Here is a 15,078-nt window from a genome sequence, read left to right as displayed (position 1 = left end):
TACAGCGTCTTGTGCGGGCCATAGGCAGCGGGTGCGTCACGCCATCTTAAGCCATTGCGATTGATGAAGATAATCCCGCTCAACACCCGCCTGTCATCAACGCGTGGCTTGCCGTGGGACTTGGGGAAGAAAGGCTCAAGGCGCGCCATCTGCGCGTCAGTTAGCCAGAAAAGATCAGACATGGTCACCGCTCGTTTTCGAGCCGTGAATCATACCGATAGCCGAAAATCAATGGGTCCTGACCCTAGCGAAAGCCAAACCGCGGCAATCCACGCAGCTTCTGCGGAGGCAACCCAGCGCTGCCAAAACTGCTTGAGCAATTGCCAGAGGCCGGGCAGGTCGGTGCCGTCACCATGGACAGCGCTTGTGATACCCGCTGCTGCGAGAGTGCCATTCATTAAATGCAAGACCATTGCGAAGATACCCATTCGCAAGAAGGTGCGCCCTTCGAGAGAAGATAGCCCGGCCGGAATGGCCGGCGGTGGTATCCTGCAGGCCGCGCGGCAGTACGGAAGCGCGTTCTGAAAACGACGAACCGGCCACCGCATCCGGACCGCACGCATTAACGCTTCTCGGCTACCGGCCCCGAAGGCTCGTTTGGATGGCCTGGAGCCGCTGGAGAAACGGGAAGTCACGCGTCATTGCTGAGCCCCGCAAAATGCCAGGCTGGCCACATGGCCAATCTCCTTCTGGGTCCGAGCCTATATTCCGGCACCGTCTTCCGTGTTGTTCCAGCGGCGGCAGATACTGGTAGTTGGGCAATCCGGCGATCAGGGCGATCCTGTCGCTTAAGGCCTGCGCCCTCCCGGCCGCGGCCAGAGGAAAACCGCCAGAAATAGCGCTATCTGCATCCCAGCCGCATGTCCGGTCCGGCAGAGCGATTTTGCTGGCGTGGCTTGGTTGCAGCCCGGGAAACGAGCAGGGCCTGAAAGAAGGTTGCTGCTGTCAGGTCGGCACCGCGCGGCCTTGCGCGCGGTGCCGGAAATCTCAAGCGCCGGCCATGCTGCCGGCCGATTGCAGCCGTTCGCGCAGCTTTTCCAGCGTAACCCCGTCAGCCGCCGAGGGAAGGTCGGCTGGCCCCGACTGGTCGACCTGATCTTGGACCCGTTCGAAGAAGCCGGACAAGCCCGCCAAGGTCTGAATTACCAAATCGAAATCCTGCAAGGCACGCAGTTCCTGGCTGGTGGGGGCGGTGCCGCGCTCCAGCACGTCGAGGACGACGTCCTCGAGCGCCTGGATCTGCGTGCGCAGCTGCCGCATTTCCCACGCCGATGCGGCGCAGAGTTCGCTGAGGGCTTTGCCGGGGCGCTCCATGATTAAAGCCGCCCGACGACTTGTTCGATCGCCTGTTTCATCGTGGCCACGGTGAAGGGCTTGCGGATGATGTTGTTCAGACCCAGCTTTTTGCCCACTTCGATGATCTCCGGCGTTGGCTTGCCGGTAACAAGGATGAAGCCGACCCGCTGGGTGACCTGATGACCGCGCAGCGCCTGCAGGAGGCCAAGACCGTCCATGCCCGGCATGTTGTAATCCGACAGTACGAGGTGCACGGGGGTCGCGGCCAGTTTCTGAAAAGCCGACTGGCCGTTGTTTTCCACCATGTAGTTCTTGATGCCGATCTCATCCAGGCACTGGGTGAGAATGCCGCGGCTTGTCGACATATCATCCACAACCATGACACGGAGAGAGTCTTTCAAGCTCATTTTATTTTCCTTCTGCTCAGCTTGCAGGCCCGCCCGGGGAGCCCCGGCCGGAGAGTGCGTTGATGTAGGTCGTGATCCCGGCCGTCTTCAGGCTTTGCGCTGCGGGCCCCGACATCCGTTCGGAGTGGCCAATGAAGAGGTAGCCGCCCGGGTTCAGGGATTTCTGAAAGGCTTGCCAGACCTTCTGCTGGGTCGGGTTGTCGAAGTAGATCGCCACGTTGCGGCAGAAGATAGCGTCAAACTTGCCCTTGAACGGGAATGGCTCGATCAGATTGAGCACGCCGAAGGTGATCATCTTGCGCAGGCTCTCGGGGAAACGGCCGTCCGCGTCGCGCGCGGGCAGCAGCTTGCGATAGGCCGGGTCGATCTGCGCCAGCTCGTCCTCGGGGTACTGAGCGGCCTGGGCCTTGCGCACCACCACCGGGTCGATATCGGTGCCCAGGATCTTGAAGTCGAGCTTCGCCGCTTCCGGACAGAGGCTCAGCACGGTCATCGCGATCGAGTAGGGCTCCTGCCCGTTGGAACAGCCCGCCGACCACAACCGCACCCGCCCGCCGCGCCGCGCCTGTTCGATCAGCGGCGGCAGCACGTCGTTTCGCAGCGTCTCGAAATGATGCGGTTCCCGGAAAAAATGGGTGACGTTCGTGGTCAGCAGCGAAAGCAGACCGCTGCGCTCCTCCTCCGCGTTCGGCCCGTCAAGACTCTTGAGATACTCCTTGAAATCCGTGATGTTGCGCTGCCGGAGCTTGCGCGCCAGCCGCGAGGAAACCAGCGGCTTCTTGCTTTTCGCCATCGCCAGGCCGAAGTGCCGGTGCGCATATTGCGCAATGGCCTCGAATTCCTGGTCGGACAGCGAAAAGCCATCTGCCTGGGGAGCAATGGGGTCTTCTACGCTCACAGCATCACCTGCTCCGGAGCCGAGATAACTGCATCCAGGTTAATGATGCGCACCATCGTGTCATCATGCGAGATGATGCCCTGGATGTATTCCATGGTGTTGCGGCTGTCGACCGGCGGGGTTTCCTGGATGTCGCCAGGGTTGATCGAGATGATCTCGGACACCGATTCCGCCAGCAGGCCAACCGGCTTGCCATGCACCGACACCACGATCACCACGTTGCGCTCGCTGGCTTCGGTCTGCTCCAGTCCGAAGCGCGCCGACAGGTCGTATATCGGGATCACCGCGCCGCGCAGGTTCATCACCCCCAGCACATCGGCCGGGGCATGCGGCAGGATGGTGACCGGCGACCAGCGGCGGATTTCGCGGATTTGGGTGATTTTCAGGCAAAATGCCTGCCCCGCCACCGTAAAGCTGACAAACTCGCTTTGTTCGGCGTGTTTGACTTCGTGATCAGTCTGCTTAAGTTCAGCTTGCGATTGCATTGCTCATTCTCCGCTCGGTGTCAAAGGCGGCCGCCGTTGGCGAGGCCGCAATGATGCTTTCCGGGTCCAGGATCATGGCGATTTTGCCATCCCCCAGGATGGTGGCCGCCGCGACCCCGGGGATCTCGCCGCAGACGCCGTCGAGGCTCTTGATGACTACCTGGCGCTGGTCGTGGATGTCGTCCACTGCCAGGGCGCAGCGCTGGCCGGTTTCGGTTTCCACCAGGAGGTAGACACCGCCCAGGCCGCCGCTTTCTCGGTAAAGGCCAAGCGCGCCGGCCACATCGCAGATCGGCACGAAATTGCCGCGGATCGACAGCAAGGTGCCGTCAGCGCCAAGGCTGTTGATCATGTCGTCGCTGCCGCGCATCGTCTCCACGATCGAGGTGATCGGCACCACCATGGTCTGATCGGCCACCGACACCACCATGCCGTCCATCACCGCCAGGGTCAGGGGCAGAATGATGGTGAAGGTCGACCCCTTTCCCGGGTTCGAGGTGATGTTGATGCGGCCGCCAAGACCTGTCACCGCGTTTTTCACAACGTCCATGCCGACGCCGCGGCCGGAAAGGTTAGAGACTTCCTTGGCGGTCGAGAAACCGGGCAGGAACAAAAGGTTGTCGATCTCGTTGTCAGTAAGTTCGGCGTTCTCCGGGATCAGCCCCTTTTCGATGGCGATTTCCTTCACCTTCTGGCGGTTCACGCCGGCACCGTCGTCCTTGATCTCGATGCAGACGCTGCCCGAGCGGTGCGAGGCCGAGAGGCGGATTTCCCCGGTAGAGGATTTGCCCGCTTCCGCACGGCCTTCAGGTTTTTCGATACCGTGGTCGACCGCGTTGCGCAGGATGTGCGTCAGCGGGTCGGACAGCCGTTCGATCACCGTCTTGTCGACTTCCGTGGCTTCGCCCTCGGTGATCAGCTTTGCGGTCTTGCCGGTTGCCGCCGAGGCTTCGCGCACGATGCGTGCCATGCGCTGGAACAGCGGTTTCACCGGCTGCGCGCGGATCGACATCACGCCTTCTTGGATATCGCGGGCCAGGTTCTTGAACCCTTCCAGCTCGGTTTCGACATCCCTGGTATCGGAGACGTTGAGATTGGCAATTTGCTGCGCCAGCATCGAGTGGTTGATGATCAGCTCACCGACTGCGTTGATCAGCCGGTCCACCCGCTCGAGCTCGACGCGCAGCGTCGGCTTGGGGCCGCGCTGCTCCTGGCGGCCGCTTTCAGCCTTCTGGCCTGCGGCCTTGTCACCGCCCTTGTCTCCGCCTTTGTCACCGGCCGGGACCGGAGCCGGGGCGGCGTCGGGTACTGCTGCGGGGGCCGGCGGGTCAAAAGGGGCGGCGGATGCGTCTCCGCTGCTGTCGTCCGGCGTGCCGAACATCGCATCCAGCGTGGCAATGGCATTGGCTTCCGCCTCAGCGTCTCCGTCGCCCTCGATGGACAGCTCACACAGGCCTTCGACAAATTCGAATACCGCTTCCACCACGGACCGCGGCTCGGAGGTGACCAGAACGATGTTCCAGGCCAGATAGCTCTCGCCCGGATCCATAGCGTCGAAACCCGGCAGTTCGGATTCGTCCAGTTCAACGGTCAGCTCGCCCATGTCCTGCAGAGCCTGGAACAGGAAGAAGGGCTCGTTGCCGGTGCCATACATGTCCTTCAGGGGATGGAAGCGGATCCGGTAGGTTTCCTCCTTGGGTGCGGCCGGGCCGCCGAGGTCGGGCAAGTCAACCGGGCCGCCGAGCCCCATTGGCTCGAAGGTGAGATCTTCCTCTTCCTCCGGGATGTATTCGTCCAGCGCCGCCAGCAGCACATCGTGATGCGCCTCGTCGACCTGGCCGCCGTCGCGGGCCACTTCGACCAGCGCCGACAAGTGGTCGCTGGCGCGCAGCAGCAGCTGAATCAGCTTCTCGTCCAGCTCCAGCCGGTTCGAGCGCACTTCGTCAAAGACGGTTTCGAACCGGTGCGCAAAAGCCACCAGATCTTCCAGGCCAAATGCCCCCGCGCCACCCTTGATCGAGTGCACAGCGCGGAAGATCGCATTGACCACCTCGGGGTTATGATCGCCTCCTTCGATGGCGGTCAAACCCTCATCCGTTGCTTCAAGGAGTTCTTCGCACTCCTCAAAGAAGGTATCCTGAATCGACCCCGACATCTCAGGCCGCGGCTCCGGTGACCCGCTTCAGCGCAAAGATCAGCGAAGCGTCGTCGAACGGTTTGGTAATCCAGCCAGTGGCGCCGGCGTTGCGGGCGCGGGCTTTCATCTCCGGCGCGCTTTCAGTGGTCAGCACCAGGATCGGCACCTTGGAATTGATGCCGTCGCCGCGCAGCTCCTCGATCACGCCAAAGCCGTCGAGGTTGGGCATGTTGATGTCGGTAATCACGACATCCGGGGCGAGGCCGGGGTACATGTCCACGCCTTCACGGCCGTCCACGGCACAGTGATATTCGAACCCGGCTTCCTCCAGGGTCGCGGCGAGCAGATTCCGGATCGTGCGGGAATCGTCGATAGCCAGGACTTTGGTCTTCATGCTGTATCCTCGTCTTCAAATCGGTTTGGCTCCAGCCCCAGAAGTTTCAGGGACTTGCGGCAGGATTCGGTCACGTTGGTGACCGCAAAGCCCACCCCCTCGGACCGCCACTGCTGTTCCGCGCCTAGCAGCAGCTGCAGGCAGCGCGAGGGCATGACCGCGGTGTTCTTGCAGCTGATTTCGACCGGCTGGGTGCGGGCCTCCTGCAGGAAGGCGATCAGCGGATCGAGTTCCGCGAATGCATTCGGCAAGTCCAAAAGGTGATGTTGCGTTTCCGTGCTCATATTCGGCGATTCGCACCCCCGTTGTCGGCGATCAGTTCGAGTTCGATGCTCAAATTCTTAGGGCGGGGGCCTTAATATTTGATTGCCGCCAGAACTTGCCCGGATGCATTTATAAGGACAGCGCGGGCCAAAGCCGCGCGGCAAACATTGCCAATTTTAGACGTTTCGAGCAGCGCCTGAGAAATCGTCCGCCCGCCCTCTGCGCGGCCTTGCCCTTGGGGCGGCAACCGCGCTTCACCCGGGCGGTTTTGAGGGAAAGCGCGGCAAAAAACCGCCTCCGTAAGCGGCAAATTAACTCCTGCGGGGCATGGTCGTGGCCATTGATTTTGCGGAAGCCTAGACCGCAATCCCTCAGGAGGACGGAATGAAAGCGCTTACTTCGCTTAAGCTGGCACATAAGCTGCCATTATTCGTGGTTGGGTTTGGCGTGTTGCTGACAGTGATTCTGGTCACCGTCGCCACCATCAGTTTCCAGCGGAGCGCGGTGGAAAACGCCGAAAACCAGTTCAACTCGATGGTTGCCGACCGGAAATATTCGGTCCAGAAGCTTCTGGACGGTATCCACGCTGACGTTCAAACGCTGGCTGCGGTGCCCTCGACCGCCACCGCGGTCGAATGGCTCACGATGACCTGGAACGGGTTGGACGGTGATCCCGGCGCGGTGCTGCGCAAGGCCTATATCGACGACAATCCTAACCCCGCCGGCCAGAAACATCTGCTGGCGCGGGCGGCGGGCGAATCGCCCTACCACATGCACCACGAAAGCTTCCACCCCGCCTACAAGGCGCTGATCGAGTCCAAAGGCTACTATGATGCCTTCCTCATCAACCTGGCGGGCGATGTCGTCTATTCCGTGTTCAAGGAGAGCGACTTCGGCACCAACATGATCAGCGGCCCCTACAAGGATACCGGGCTGGGCGCGGTCTACCGGCAGGCCGTCGAAGGCAGCCGGGGCGAAGTGTTCTTTGCCGATCTCAGCCCTTATGCGCCCAGCAATGGCGCTGCCGCCGGCTTTGCGGCCGCGCCGGTTGTGAATGACGCCAACTTGACCGTGGGCGTGCTTGCGGTGCAGCTGCCGGTCAATCTTCTGGCCGATATCGTCAACAACGCCGAAGGGCTCGGCGAAACCACTCAAATCTATATCGCAGGCCCCGACCTTCTGGCGCGCACACCTGCACGCAAGGAAGGCGGTTTCGAGGTGCTGGCGCCGCTGCCGGAGACGGAGCAAGTGGTCAATGCCTTCGACGGCAAGTCGCATATCATGGAGCAGGCTGAAGGGCTCAACGGGCAGACCGTTCTGGCCTTCTCGGCACCGCTCAAGACCGCATTTGCCGAGTGGGCCATCATTGCCGAACAGGACTGGGACGAGTTGATGGCGCCGGTGGCGAAGGACCGTAACCTGCTGCTTGCAGTCTCTGTTTTCTGCGCTGCCGCGATGTCGCTCCTGGGTTGGCTGTTCGCCCGCTCGGTCACCCGGCCGATCGACCGTATCTGCACGGATATGGAAGCGGTCTCCTCCGGCAATCTGGAAACCGAAGTCGCTGCAGCCAGCCGCCCGGATGAGATCGGCAAGATCGGCAAGACGCTGGTCAGCATGCAGGCCGACCTGCGCCAGGCCCGCGAGGCCGAGGAAGCGCGCGCGGAGCAGCAGCGGGAGCAGCAGATGGTAGTGGAGAGCCTCTCTGCCGGTCTGGTCCGGCTGGCCGCAGGCGATTTTTCGGAACCGATCCGGGCGCGTTTCTCCGACGATCACGAGCAGCTGCGCCATGATTTCAACCGCACAGTGGAAACCCTGAACGGCACCGTGGTGCAGGTGGTCGAGGCAGCTGGCAGCATCCGCAACGGCGCCGCCGAGATCAGCCAAGCCTCGGACGACCTGTCGAACCGCACCGAAAGCCAGGCGGCCACCCTGGAAGAAACCGCCGCTGCGCTGGACGAGCTGACGGCCAGCGTCAAATCCGCCGCCGAGGGTGCTCGTTCGGTTGAAGCGACCATGGGGGAGGCCAAGGCCGAGGCGGAGACCAGCGGCGAGATTGTGCAGAATGCGGTCGCGGCGATGACGGAGATCGAGCAATCGTCGAAACATATCTCGCAGATCATCAGCGTGATCGACGACATCGCCTTCCAGACCAACCTGCTTGCCCTGAACGCAGGGGTCGAGGCCGCGCGCGCGGGCGAGGCGGGCAAGGGCTTCGCCGTCGTCGCAAGCGAGGTGCGTGCGCTGGCGCAGCGATCCTCCGATGCGGCAATGGAGATCAAGACGCTGATCGGCGACAGCTCGAAACAGGTGGAGCGCGGCGTCGATCTTGTCGGCAAGACCGGCGAGGCGCTGCAAAGCATCGTCGCCCAAGTCAGCCATATCTCGCAGCTGGTGTCAGGCATCGCCGAAGGCGCTGCCGAGCAGTCCACCGGTTTGGGAGAGATCAACACCGGCATGTCCCAGCTGGACCAGGTGACCCAGCAGAACGCGGCCATGGTGGAACAGTCGACTGCGGCCGGCCACTTGCTGAACAGCGATGCCAGCAAGCTGGCCGAGCTGGTGGCGCATTTCCGGATCGGCGGCGGCACGGCAGGGGCCTTAGCGCCGGCGCCCAAACCGAAGGCGCAGGCGAGTCCCGCTCCCTCTGTCCCCACCGCCCACGGCGGGGACAGCTGGGAGGTCGAGGCAAGTCCTGCTCCCGCCGCCGCCTCTGCGGCCCGGGGCAATGCCGCCCGCGAACTTTGGCAGGACTTTTGACAAGAAAATCCGGAAGGCGCCGCCGCGGGGTGGCGCCTTCCAGACTCTGGCAACCTGCGCGGGCGTCACGTGCCGCGCACAGCGATAATTGGGGAACCCATTGTCTTCTCTCAGCCTATTGATCATTACCACCGACCGGACCTTTGCCCGGTCGCTGCAGACCCACATGGAAGCCGCTTATCCCGGCATGAAGGTCTTTTTGGCCAACAACCTGATGATGGCTTACAACCAGGCCGAGGCGGGCCAGCCGGCATTTGCCTTTGTCGAGGACGGCTTCACCAAGCTGCCCGAATTCGAGATGATGATGGCGCTATTCTCCGCTATAGATACCCGCTGGGTGTCGGTGATGGATGATCCTGCAGCAACGCCTGCGCGGAAGTCCTCGCCCCTGCTGGACAGGGGGGCCGGTATTTTCGAGCTTACAAAGTCGGCACATCCGCGGGAATTTGCGCAGTACTTCGACATGATGGTCAAGGCACCGCGGCGCGGCCATAGCCCTGCCGGCAGCCCGGCGGCGCGCAGCGGAGCGGCGGCCAAGACCTTCAAGAAAGTGATCCTGATCGGCTCCTCCACCGGCGGTGTCGAGGCCCTGCGCAGCGTCCTTGTCGGTTTTCCCTTCGATTGTCCGCCGACACTGATCGTGCAGCATACCGGGCGGAAATTCGGCCAGGGGCTGGTGTCGCTCCTGGACCGGATCTGCCCGGCCAAAGTGCGCACTGCCGAGGACGGGGTGAAGCTGGAGCCGGGCCATGTCTATGTTGCAGCGGGCCAGCGCCGTCACCTTGGGCTTTCCGGGCGCAAGCCGCTCAGCCTAAGGATGAAAGAAGGCCCGGCAATATCCGGCCATACGCCCTCTGTTGACGCTCTGTTCACTTCTGCCGTGCCATATGGAAGGGACATCGTCGCCACCATTCTCACCGGCATGGGACAGGACGGCGCCCGTGGTCTTCTGGAGCTGCGCAAGGCAGGGGCAACGACCTTTGCCCAGGACGAAAAGACCTCGGTTGTCTACGGCATGCCGCGGGTGGCCTGGGACATGGGCGCAGCGCAGAAACAGGTGCCGCTGGCGCGGATGGCAGGAACACTTCTTCAGGCTTGCAAGGCCTGAATCTACCGCAGGAAGGATCACCGTTTTGACTTCTGTTTTCACAAACTCCACGACTGTTACGGTGCTGCAAGGGGAATACCGCGTGACAACCGACCAGCGGACGGTATTCTCCACGGTGCTTGGCTCCTGTATCGCAGCCTGTATTTTCGATGCCGAGAGCGGGGTAGGCGGGATGAACCATTTCCTGCTCGCCAATGCCCGTCAGGGAGGGGCCGCCAACGCGCGCTATGGCATCCACGCGATGGAACTGCTGATCAACGGCATCATGAAGAAAGGTGCCAACCGCGCGAATCTGAAGGCCAAGGTTTTCGGTGGCGCCAAGATGTCGGTCAACCTTTCGGACATCGGGGCCTCGAATGCGGAATTCGTGCAGCGGTTCTTGCGCGACGAGGGCATTCCTTGCGTGTCCTCGAGCGTCGGCGGCACTTCGGCGCGCCGGGTGCGGTTCCATGCGGTTTCCGGCAGTGCACAGCAGACCCAGGTCAAGGATGACCGGCGGCTGGGCGAACAGGAGCGCGCGGCGGCCCGTCCGGCACCGGCGCCTGCCGCGGCCGCAGGGGCAGGTGCGGTTACGCTGTTCTGATCCGCTTTTTGCGCCCGGGCGGCGGCGCGCCCGGCACACATCGCATTTCTCAATCCGTGGCCGAGGGAGCAAATATCTGTTTGCCCGGGCCCGCGCGCGGCGGTACTTCCTTGGGACACACCAAGTGACCGGGGTCCGATGCGCCTGCTGCCTTTCCCGGCCCGCCGGGGCCATATCAGCCGCGGCTCCAGACGCCGCGGCTTTGCCCGCCTGGCGCTGGGGCTCTTCTTGCTGTGCGCTCCCGGATTGGCACTGGCGGGGGAAGTCACCGTATTCGCCGCGGCCAGTTTGAAAACCGCGCTGGATGCCGCTGCCGCAGAGTTCGAAGCGACGACGGGTACTGAAGTTATCCTGTCATACGGCGGCTCGCCGATGCTGGCGCGCCAGATCGGGCTGGGTGCGCCGGCTGATGTGTTCCTCTCCGCCAACCCGGGCTGGATGGACCATCTGCAGGCCAAGGGGCTGATCGAGACCGCGGCGCGGCATGACCTTCTGACCAACCGCCTGGTGCTGATCGCCCATGGCAGGGACGCGCCGCGTGTTGATCTGGCACAGGGGCCGGGGCTGACCGGCTTGCTGCAGGACGGCCGCCTGGCCATGGCGCTGGCGAATGCCGTGCCGGCCGGCATCTATGGCAAGGCGGCACTTGAATCGCTGGACCAATGGGATGCGGTCGCCCCAAAAACCGCGCAGGCCGCCAACGTGCGCGCGGCCCTGGCGCTGGTCGCCTCGGGTGAGGCCCCCTTCGGTATCGTTTACGCCACAGACGCGGCGGCGAGTGACGCGGTGACCGTGGTTTACAGCTTCCCGCCGGAAAGCCACCCGCCAATCCTCTATCCCGCCGCCCCGGTGACCGGCCGGTATACAGACGTCGTGGCAGATTTCCTGACCTTTCTGCGCGGTCCGCAGGCGCGGCGCATCTTCGAAGACCACGGTTTCGGAGTGCTGGCGAAGTGACCGGGTTCGCTGCATGGCTTGGACCTCAGGAGTGGCAGGCGGTGGCGTTGTCGCTGCGGGTCTCCTTTTGGGCCACGCTGACGGCGCTGCCTCTGGCGCTGAGCACCGCATACGCCCTCGCACGCTGGCAGTTTCCGGGCAGGCAGCTGCTGAACAGCCTGGTGCATCTGCCTCTGATCCTGCCGCCGGTGGTGACCGGCTATCTGCTGTTGCTGCTGTTTGGGACCCAGGGGCCGCTGGGCAGCTTTTTGCAGGAATTCGGTATCGTGCTGGCCTTCCGCTGGACTGGCGCGGCGCTGGCCGCGGCGATCATGGCGTTTCCGCTGATGGTGCGCGCGATGCGCCTGTCGATCGAGGCTGTCGACCCCAAGCTCGAACAAGCCGCCGCCACGCTTGGCGCGCCGCGGGGGCTGGTCTTTGCCACCGTGACGCTGCCGCTGATCCTGCCGGGGGTGATCGCGGGCACGGTCCTGGGCTTTGCCAAGGCGATGGGAGAGTTTGGCGCCACCATCACCTTTGTCTCCAGCATCCCAGGGCAGACGCAGACACTGCCCTCGGCGATCTATACCTTCTTGCAGGTGCCGGGCGGCGAGGCTTCGGCACTCCGCCTGACGCTGGTGTCGGTTGCGGTGGCGCTGACGGCGCTGGTGTTGTCGGAGTGGCTGGCCCGCAGGGTGGCGGCGCGGGCGGGGGGGCGCTGATGCTCTCGGTGGAGCTGCACCACGCGTTGCCTGGCTTCGGGCTTGATGTCCGGTTCGAGGCGCCGCCGGGCGTCACGGTGCTGTTTGGCCGCTCGGGCGCAGGCAAGACCACGGTGATCAACGCGGTGGCGGGGCTGATGCGCCCCGATGCTGGGCGGGTGGCGCTCGATGGACAGGCGCTGTTTGACACGGAAACCGGACACTGGCTGCCGCCGCACCGGCGCCGGATCGGCTATGTCTTCCAGGAGGCGCGGCTGTTCCCGCATCTGACGGTGCGGCAGAACCTGCTTTACGGCCAGTGGTTTGCCCCCCGCGCTGCCCGCCGCGAAAGTCTGGAAAAGGTGACGGAGCTGCTGGGGATCGGCGATTTTCTGCTCCGCCGACCGGGACTGTTGTCGGGCGGGGAGAGGCAGCGGGTGGCGCTTGGCCGCGCGCTGCTGTCGGCGCCGCAGCTGATCCTTGCGGATGAGCCGCTCTCGGCGCTGGACGAGGCCCGCAAGGCGGAGATCCTGCCCTATTTCGAACGGCTCAGGGACGAAGGCGGCATTCCCATCCTCTATGTCAGCCACTCCGCCGCGGAAGTGGCGCGGCTGGCGACCACGGTGGTGGTGCTGCAGGACGGCAAGGTGCAGCGGCAGGGCACGGCGGCGGAGGTGCTGGGGGATTCCACGGTGCTGCCGACAGGCGTGCGCGGGGCAGGGGCCCTGCTGCAGGCGCGGGTCCTGCGCCACCACGCCGACGGGCTGACGGAGCTGGACGCGGGCGGCCTGGCGCTGTTCCTGCCGCAGATCTCCAAAGCGCCGGGCAGCAGGGTGCGGGTCCGCATTGCCGCGCATGAGGTGATCCTGTCGCGCCAGCGCCCCGAGGGCCTGTCGGCGCTCAATATCCTGCCCGGCACGGTGGAGCACATCCGCACCGGCGCGGGTCCCGGCACAATGGTAGCGCTGCAGACACCTGCGGGCCGGGTGCTGGCCCGGGTCACCCGGCGCTCGGCCGGGGCGCTGGGGCTGGCGCCCGGAGTGGAGTGCCATGCAATTGTGAAATCCGTCTCCATTGCGCCGGAGGACATTGGCGGGCAGGGCTGAGGCCGGCAGTGTATATCAAAAAAACCAAAACAATCCTTCAGGTAATATTGATACGGAAATAAGTTGGTTGTGCGCGGAAGCCGGGTATCAATGAGGGCAGCATGTTATTCAGACAAGGCTGCGCCATGACCAAACGATCCTACTACGCTCCGGAAGGCGGCCTGCCGCCGCAAACGCAGCTGCTGACCGACCGCGCCATGTTCACCGAGGCCTACGCGGTGATCCCCAAGGGCACGATGAGCGATATCGTCGCGAGCCTCCTGCCGTTCTGGGACAAGTCCCGCTTCTGGGTGCTGTCGCGGCCGCTGTCGGGCTTTGCCGAGACCTTCTCGCAGTATATTGCCGAGGTGCAGCCGGGCGGGGGCAGCAACCGCCCCGAAACCGAGCCGGGCACCGAGGCGGTGCTGTTCGTGGTGAGCGGCAGCATGACGCTGATCATCGACGGCACCGCGCATGAGATGGAGGAGGGCGGCTACGCCTACCTGCCGCCGAACGTGGAATGGGCGCTGCACAACAACGGTACCGCGCCGGTCCGGTTCCACTGGGTTCGCAAGGCCTATCAGGCAGTGGCCGGGCTGGAGCTTCCGGAGGCCTTCGTCACCAACGAGAACCGCGTCGACCCGACGCCGATGCCGGGCACCGAAGGCAAATGGGCGACCACCCGCTTTGTCGATCCGAACGACCTGCGCCATGACATGCATGTGACCATCGTCACCTTCGAGCCGGGCGCGGTGATCCCCTTTGCCGAAACCCATGTGATGGAACACGGGCTCTACGTGCTGGAGGGCAAGGCGGTCTACCGGCTCAACCAGGACTGGGTCGAGGTCGAGGCGGGCGACTACATGTGGCTGCGCGCCTTCTGCCCGCAGGCGTGTTACGCGGGCGGTCCGGGCAAGTTCCGCTACCTGCTTTACAAGGACGTGAACCGGCACATGCCGCTGACCCCGCAGCGCTGAGGCTACTGGCTGGCAGAGCCCGGCACGTCAGCCGGGCGGGCCGGGATCGGCCAGCGGGGCACCAAGACCGAACGACAGTTTCTCAGCGGCGCCCTTCACCAGGGCGCCGATTTCGCTGATGCGGGCATCGGGCATCCGTGCCGCCGGGCCGGAGACGGAGATGCCCGCCAGCACCTCGCCCTGCATCCCGTAGACCGGCGCCGCGACGCAGCGCATTCCGGGTGCTTTCTCCTCGTCATCGAAGGACCATCCGCGGCTGCGGATCTGCGCCAGATCCGCGCGCAGCGCCTCGGGCGCGGTGAGCGTCTTGGTGGTGAATTGCTGCAACTGGCGGCCGCGCAGGAAGCGGGTAAGCTGGTCTTCCGCAAAACAGCTGAGCAGCGCCTTGCCGATGCCCGAAGCATGCATCGGGGAAGTGGTGCCGGGCGGAAAGAAGGCGCGGATCGATTCATGCGTCTCAACCTGGCTCACGAACATCACGTCGCCGCCGCTTTCGATGCCGAGGTTCGAGGTCTCGCCCGTGGCCTCCATCAACTCCCGCATCACCGGCCGCGCCCGTTCGATCACGCTGGAGCGGCGCAGGAAGGCGGAACCGAGCCGGAACGCCATGGCGCCGATGTGCCAGGTCTGGGTCTGCGGCTCCATCTCGACGATCTGGCGCGCCTCCAGCGTCGCCAGCACCCTGTACATCGTGGCCGGGGACTGGCCGAGCTGCTCCGAGATCTGGGTGAGGGTCATGCCGCTGGCCCCGGCCAGCGCGTCCAGCACGTCCAGCGCCCGGTCGAGCGCCTGGATGGTAGCCGGGCGGCTGGTGGAATCGAAACTTTTCGGGCGGCCCTTGCGGCGGGGCGGCTGCGGCATTTTCAGGCCTCCACGAAGAAAACGATAAGCTGCTTATGGATATTGATGAAAATCACTTCTGTACAGTGAAAAAAGACAATATGTTGTATAATAAAGAGAATTGGTGGTTTTCTGCAGTTATGAAAGATTTTTTCAAAAAAATTTCCCTGCGCGTGGCCTAGATATAGAGTGAAGGAAACAGCCACAGGA

Annotated in this window: 16 protein-coding genes; 7 read left to right on the top strand and 9 right to left on the bottom strand. The window is 63.8% G+C overall.

The window, feature by feature from the left end; genetic code table 11:
- From ACOHX0_RS18690 to ACOHX0_RS18655, 8 genes are all read right to left on the bottom strand, one after another.
- On the bottom strand, positions 1-182 hold a 182-nt coding region (locus ACOHX0_RS18690; protein ID WP_420678678.1), incomplete at its 3' end, for a transposase.
- An 805-nt stretch (positions 183-987) separates the two neighbouring features.
- Entirely contained in the window at positions 988-1,314 is a 327-nt protein-coding gene (locus ACOHX0_RS18685) for a hypothetical protein (protein WP_420678676.1), read from the bottom strand.
- Between the two features lie 2 nt (positions 1,315-1,316).
- Entirely contained in the window at positions 1,317-1,703 is a 387-nt protein-coding gene (locus tag ACOHX0_RS18680) for a response regulator (RefSeq protein WP_420668131.1), read from the bottom strand.
- A 16-nt stretch (positions 1,704-1,719) separates the two neighbouring features.
- Positions 1,720-2,601: a CheR family methyltransferase gene (locus ACOHX0_RS18675; RefSeq protein WP_420678675.1), complete on the bottom strand. Its 882-nt coding sequence runs from the start codon at positions 2,599-2,601 to the stop codon at positions 1,720-1,722.
- The gene (locus ACOHX0_RS18670; RefSeq protein WP_420678673.1) at positions 2,598-3,086 is read right to left on the bottom strand and encodes a chemotaxis protein CheW; all 489 of its coding nucleotides are present in this window, start codon (positions 3,084-3,086) and stop codon (positions 2,598-2,600) included. The genes ACOHX0_RS18675 and ACOHX0_RS18670 overlap by 4 nt, the downstream gene beginning before the upstream one ends.
- Positions 3,070-5,241: a chemotaxis protein CheA gene (locus ACOHX0_RS18665; RefSeq protein ID WP_420678672.1), complete on the bottom strand. Its 2,172-nt coding sequence runs from the start codon at positions 5,239-5,241 to the stop codon at positions 3,070-3,072. Before ACOHX0_RS18665 ends, ACOHX0_RS18670 begins: the two co-directional genes overlap by 17 nt.
- A 1-nt stretch (position 5,242) precedes the next feature.
- Entirely contained in the window at positions 5,243-5,617 is a 375-nt protein-coding gene (locus ACOHX0_RS18660; protein WP_420678671.1) for a response regulator, read from the bottom strand.
- Positions 5,614-5,901 carry an STAS domain-containing protein gene (locus tag ACOHX0_RS18655; RefSeq protein WP_420678670.1) on the bottom strand — a complete coding sequence of 96 codons (288 nt, stop codon included), beginning with the start codon at positions 5,899-5,901 and terminating at the stop codon, positions 5,614-5,616. Before ACOHX0_RS18655 ends, ACOHX0_RS18660 begins: the two co-directional genes overlap by 4 nt.
- Before the next feature lie 364 nt (positions 5,902-6,265).
- Here ACOHX0_RS18655 and ACOHX0_RS18650 point away from each other — a divergent pair, with 364 nt between their 5' ends.
- From ACOHX0_RS18650 to ACOHX0_RS18620, 7 genes are all read left to right on the top strand, one after another.
- A complete protein-coding gene (locus tag ACOHX0_RS18650) occupies positions 6,266-8,638 on the top strand; it encodes a methyl-accepting chemotaxis protein (protein WP_420678669.1) in 2,373 nt (790 codons plus the stop codon).
- A gap of 166 nt (positions 8,639-8,804) precedes the next feature.
- Positions 8,805-9,746 carry a CheB methylesterase domain-containing protein gene (locus ACOHX0_RS18645; protein ID WP_420678682.1) on the top strand — a complete coding sequence of 314 codons (942 nt, stop codon included), beginning with the start codon at positions 8,805-8,807 and terminating at the stop codon, positions 9,744-9,746.
- A gap of 25 nt (positions 9,747-9,771) precedes the next feature.
- Positions 9,772-10,329 carry a chemotaxis protein CheD gene (locus ACOHX0_RS18640; protein WP_420678668.1) on the top strand — a complete coding sequence of 186 codons (558 nt, stop codon included), beginning with the start codon at positions 9,772-9,774 and terminating at the stop codon, positions 10,327-10,329.
- Positions 10,330-10,467: 138 nt separating this feature from the next.
- Positions 10,468-11,286: a molybdate ABC transporter substrate-binding protein gene (gene modA, locus ACOHX0_RS18635; RefSeq protein ID WP_420678667.1), complete on the top strand. Its 819-nt coding sequence runs from the start codon at positions 10,468-10,470 to the stop codon at positions 11,284-11,286.
- Positions 11,283-11,987 carry a molybdate ABC transporter permease subunit gene (gene modB / locus ACOHX0_RS18630; protein WP_420678666.1) on the top strand — a complete coding sequence of 235 codons (705 nt, stop codon included), beginning with the start codon at positions 11,283-11,285 and terminating at the stop codon, positions 11,985-11,987. Before modA ends, modB begins: the two co-directional genes overlap by 4 nt.
- Positions 11,987-13,072 (top strand): molybdenum ABC transporter ATP-binding protein, encoded by a 1,086-nt coding sequence (gene modC, locus ACOHX0_RS18625; RefSeq protein ID WP_420678665.1) that lies wholly within the window; start codon positions 11,987-11,989, stop codon positions 13,070-13,072. Before modB ends, modC begins: the two co-directional genes overlap by 1 nt.
- A gap of 125 nt (positions 13,073-13,197) precedes the next feature.
- On the top strand, positions 13,198-14,028 hold the full coding sequence (locus ACOHX0_RS18620; protein ID WP_420678664.1) for a bifunctional allantoicase/(S)-ureidoglycine aminohydrolase: 831 nt from the start codon (positions 13,198-13,200) through the stop codon (positions 14,026-14,028).
- A gap of 27 nt (positions 14,029-14,055) precedes the next feature.
- Here ACOHX0_RS18620 and bhcR read toward each other — a convergent pair whose 3' ends face one another.
- Positions 14,056-14,889 (bottom strand): HTH-type transcriptional regulator BhcR, encoded by an 834-nt coding sequence (bhcR, locus tag ACOHX0_RS18615; RefSeq protein ID WP_420678663.1) that lies wholly within the window; start codon positions 14,887-14,889, stop codon positions 14,056-14,058.
- Positions 14,890-15,078 lie beyond the last annotated feature (189 nt).

The sequence above is a fragment of the Cribrihabitans pelagius genome, assembly GCF_048820915.1.
GTDB lineage: Bacteria > Pseudomonadota > Alphaproteobacteria > Rhodobacterales > Rhodobacteraceae > Cribrihabitans_A > Cribrihabitans_A pelagius.
Note: the sequence above shows the minus strand (reverse complement) of the source record. Positions and strands in the feature narration are given on the sequence as shown.

Coding starts and splice junctions, on each gene's coding strand:
- ACOHX0_RS18685 (WP_420678676.1), bottom strand. CDS start 1,314: ATGGAGCGCCCCGGCAAAGCCCTCAGCGAACTCTGCGCCGCATCGGCG.
- ACOHX0_RS18680 (WP_420668131.1), bottom strand. CDS start 1,703: ATGAGCTTGAAAGACTCTCTCCGTGTCATGGTTGTGGATGATATGTCG.
- ACOHX0_RS18670 (WP_420678673.1), bottom strand. CDS start 3,086: ATGCAATCGCAAGCTGAACTTAAGCAGACTGATCACGAAGTCAAACAC.
- ACOHX0_RS18665 (WP_420678672.1), bottom strand. CDS start 5,241: ATGTCGGGGTCGATTCAGGATACCTTCTTTGAGGAGTGCGAAGAACTC.
- ACOHX0_RS18660 (WP_420678671.1), bottom strand. CDS start 5,617: ATGAAGACCAAAGTCCTGGCTATCGACGATTCCCGCACGATCCGGAAT.
- ACOHX0_RS18655 (WP_420678670.1), bottom strand. CDS start 5,901: ATGAGCACGGAAACGCAACATCACCTTTTGGACTTGCCGAATGCATTC.
- ACOHX0_RS18650 (WP_420678669.1), top strand. CDS start 6,266: ATGAAAGCGCTTACTTCGCTTAAGCTGGCACATAAGCTGCCATTATTC.
- ACOHX0_RS18645 (WP_420678682.1), top strand. CDS start 8,805: ATGGAAGCCGCTTATCCCGGCATGAAGGTCTTTTTGGCCAACAACCTG.
- modA (WP_420678667.1), top strand. CDS start 10,468: ATGCGCCTGCTGCCTTTCCCGGCCCGCCGGGGCCATATCAGCCGCGGC.
- modC (WP_420678665.1), top strand. CDS start 11,987: ATGCTCTCGGTGGAGCTGCACCACGCGTTGCCTGGCTTCGGGCTTGAT.
- ACOHX0_RS18620 (WP_420678664.1), top strand. CDS start 13,198: ATGACCAAACGATCCTACTACGCTCCGGAAGGCGGCCTGCCGCCGCAA.
- bhcR (WP_420678663.1), bottom strand. CDS start 14,889: ATGCCGCAGCCGCCCCGCCGCAAGGGCCGCCCGAAAAGTTTCGATTCC.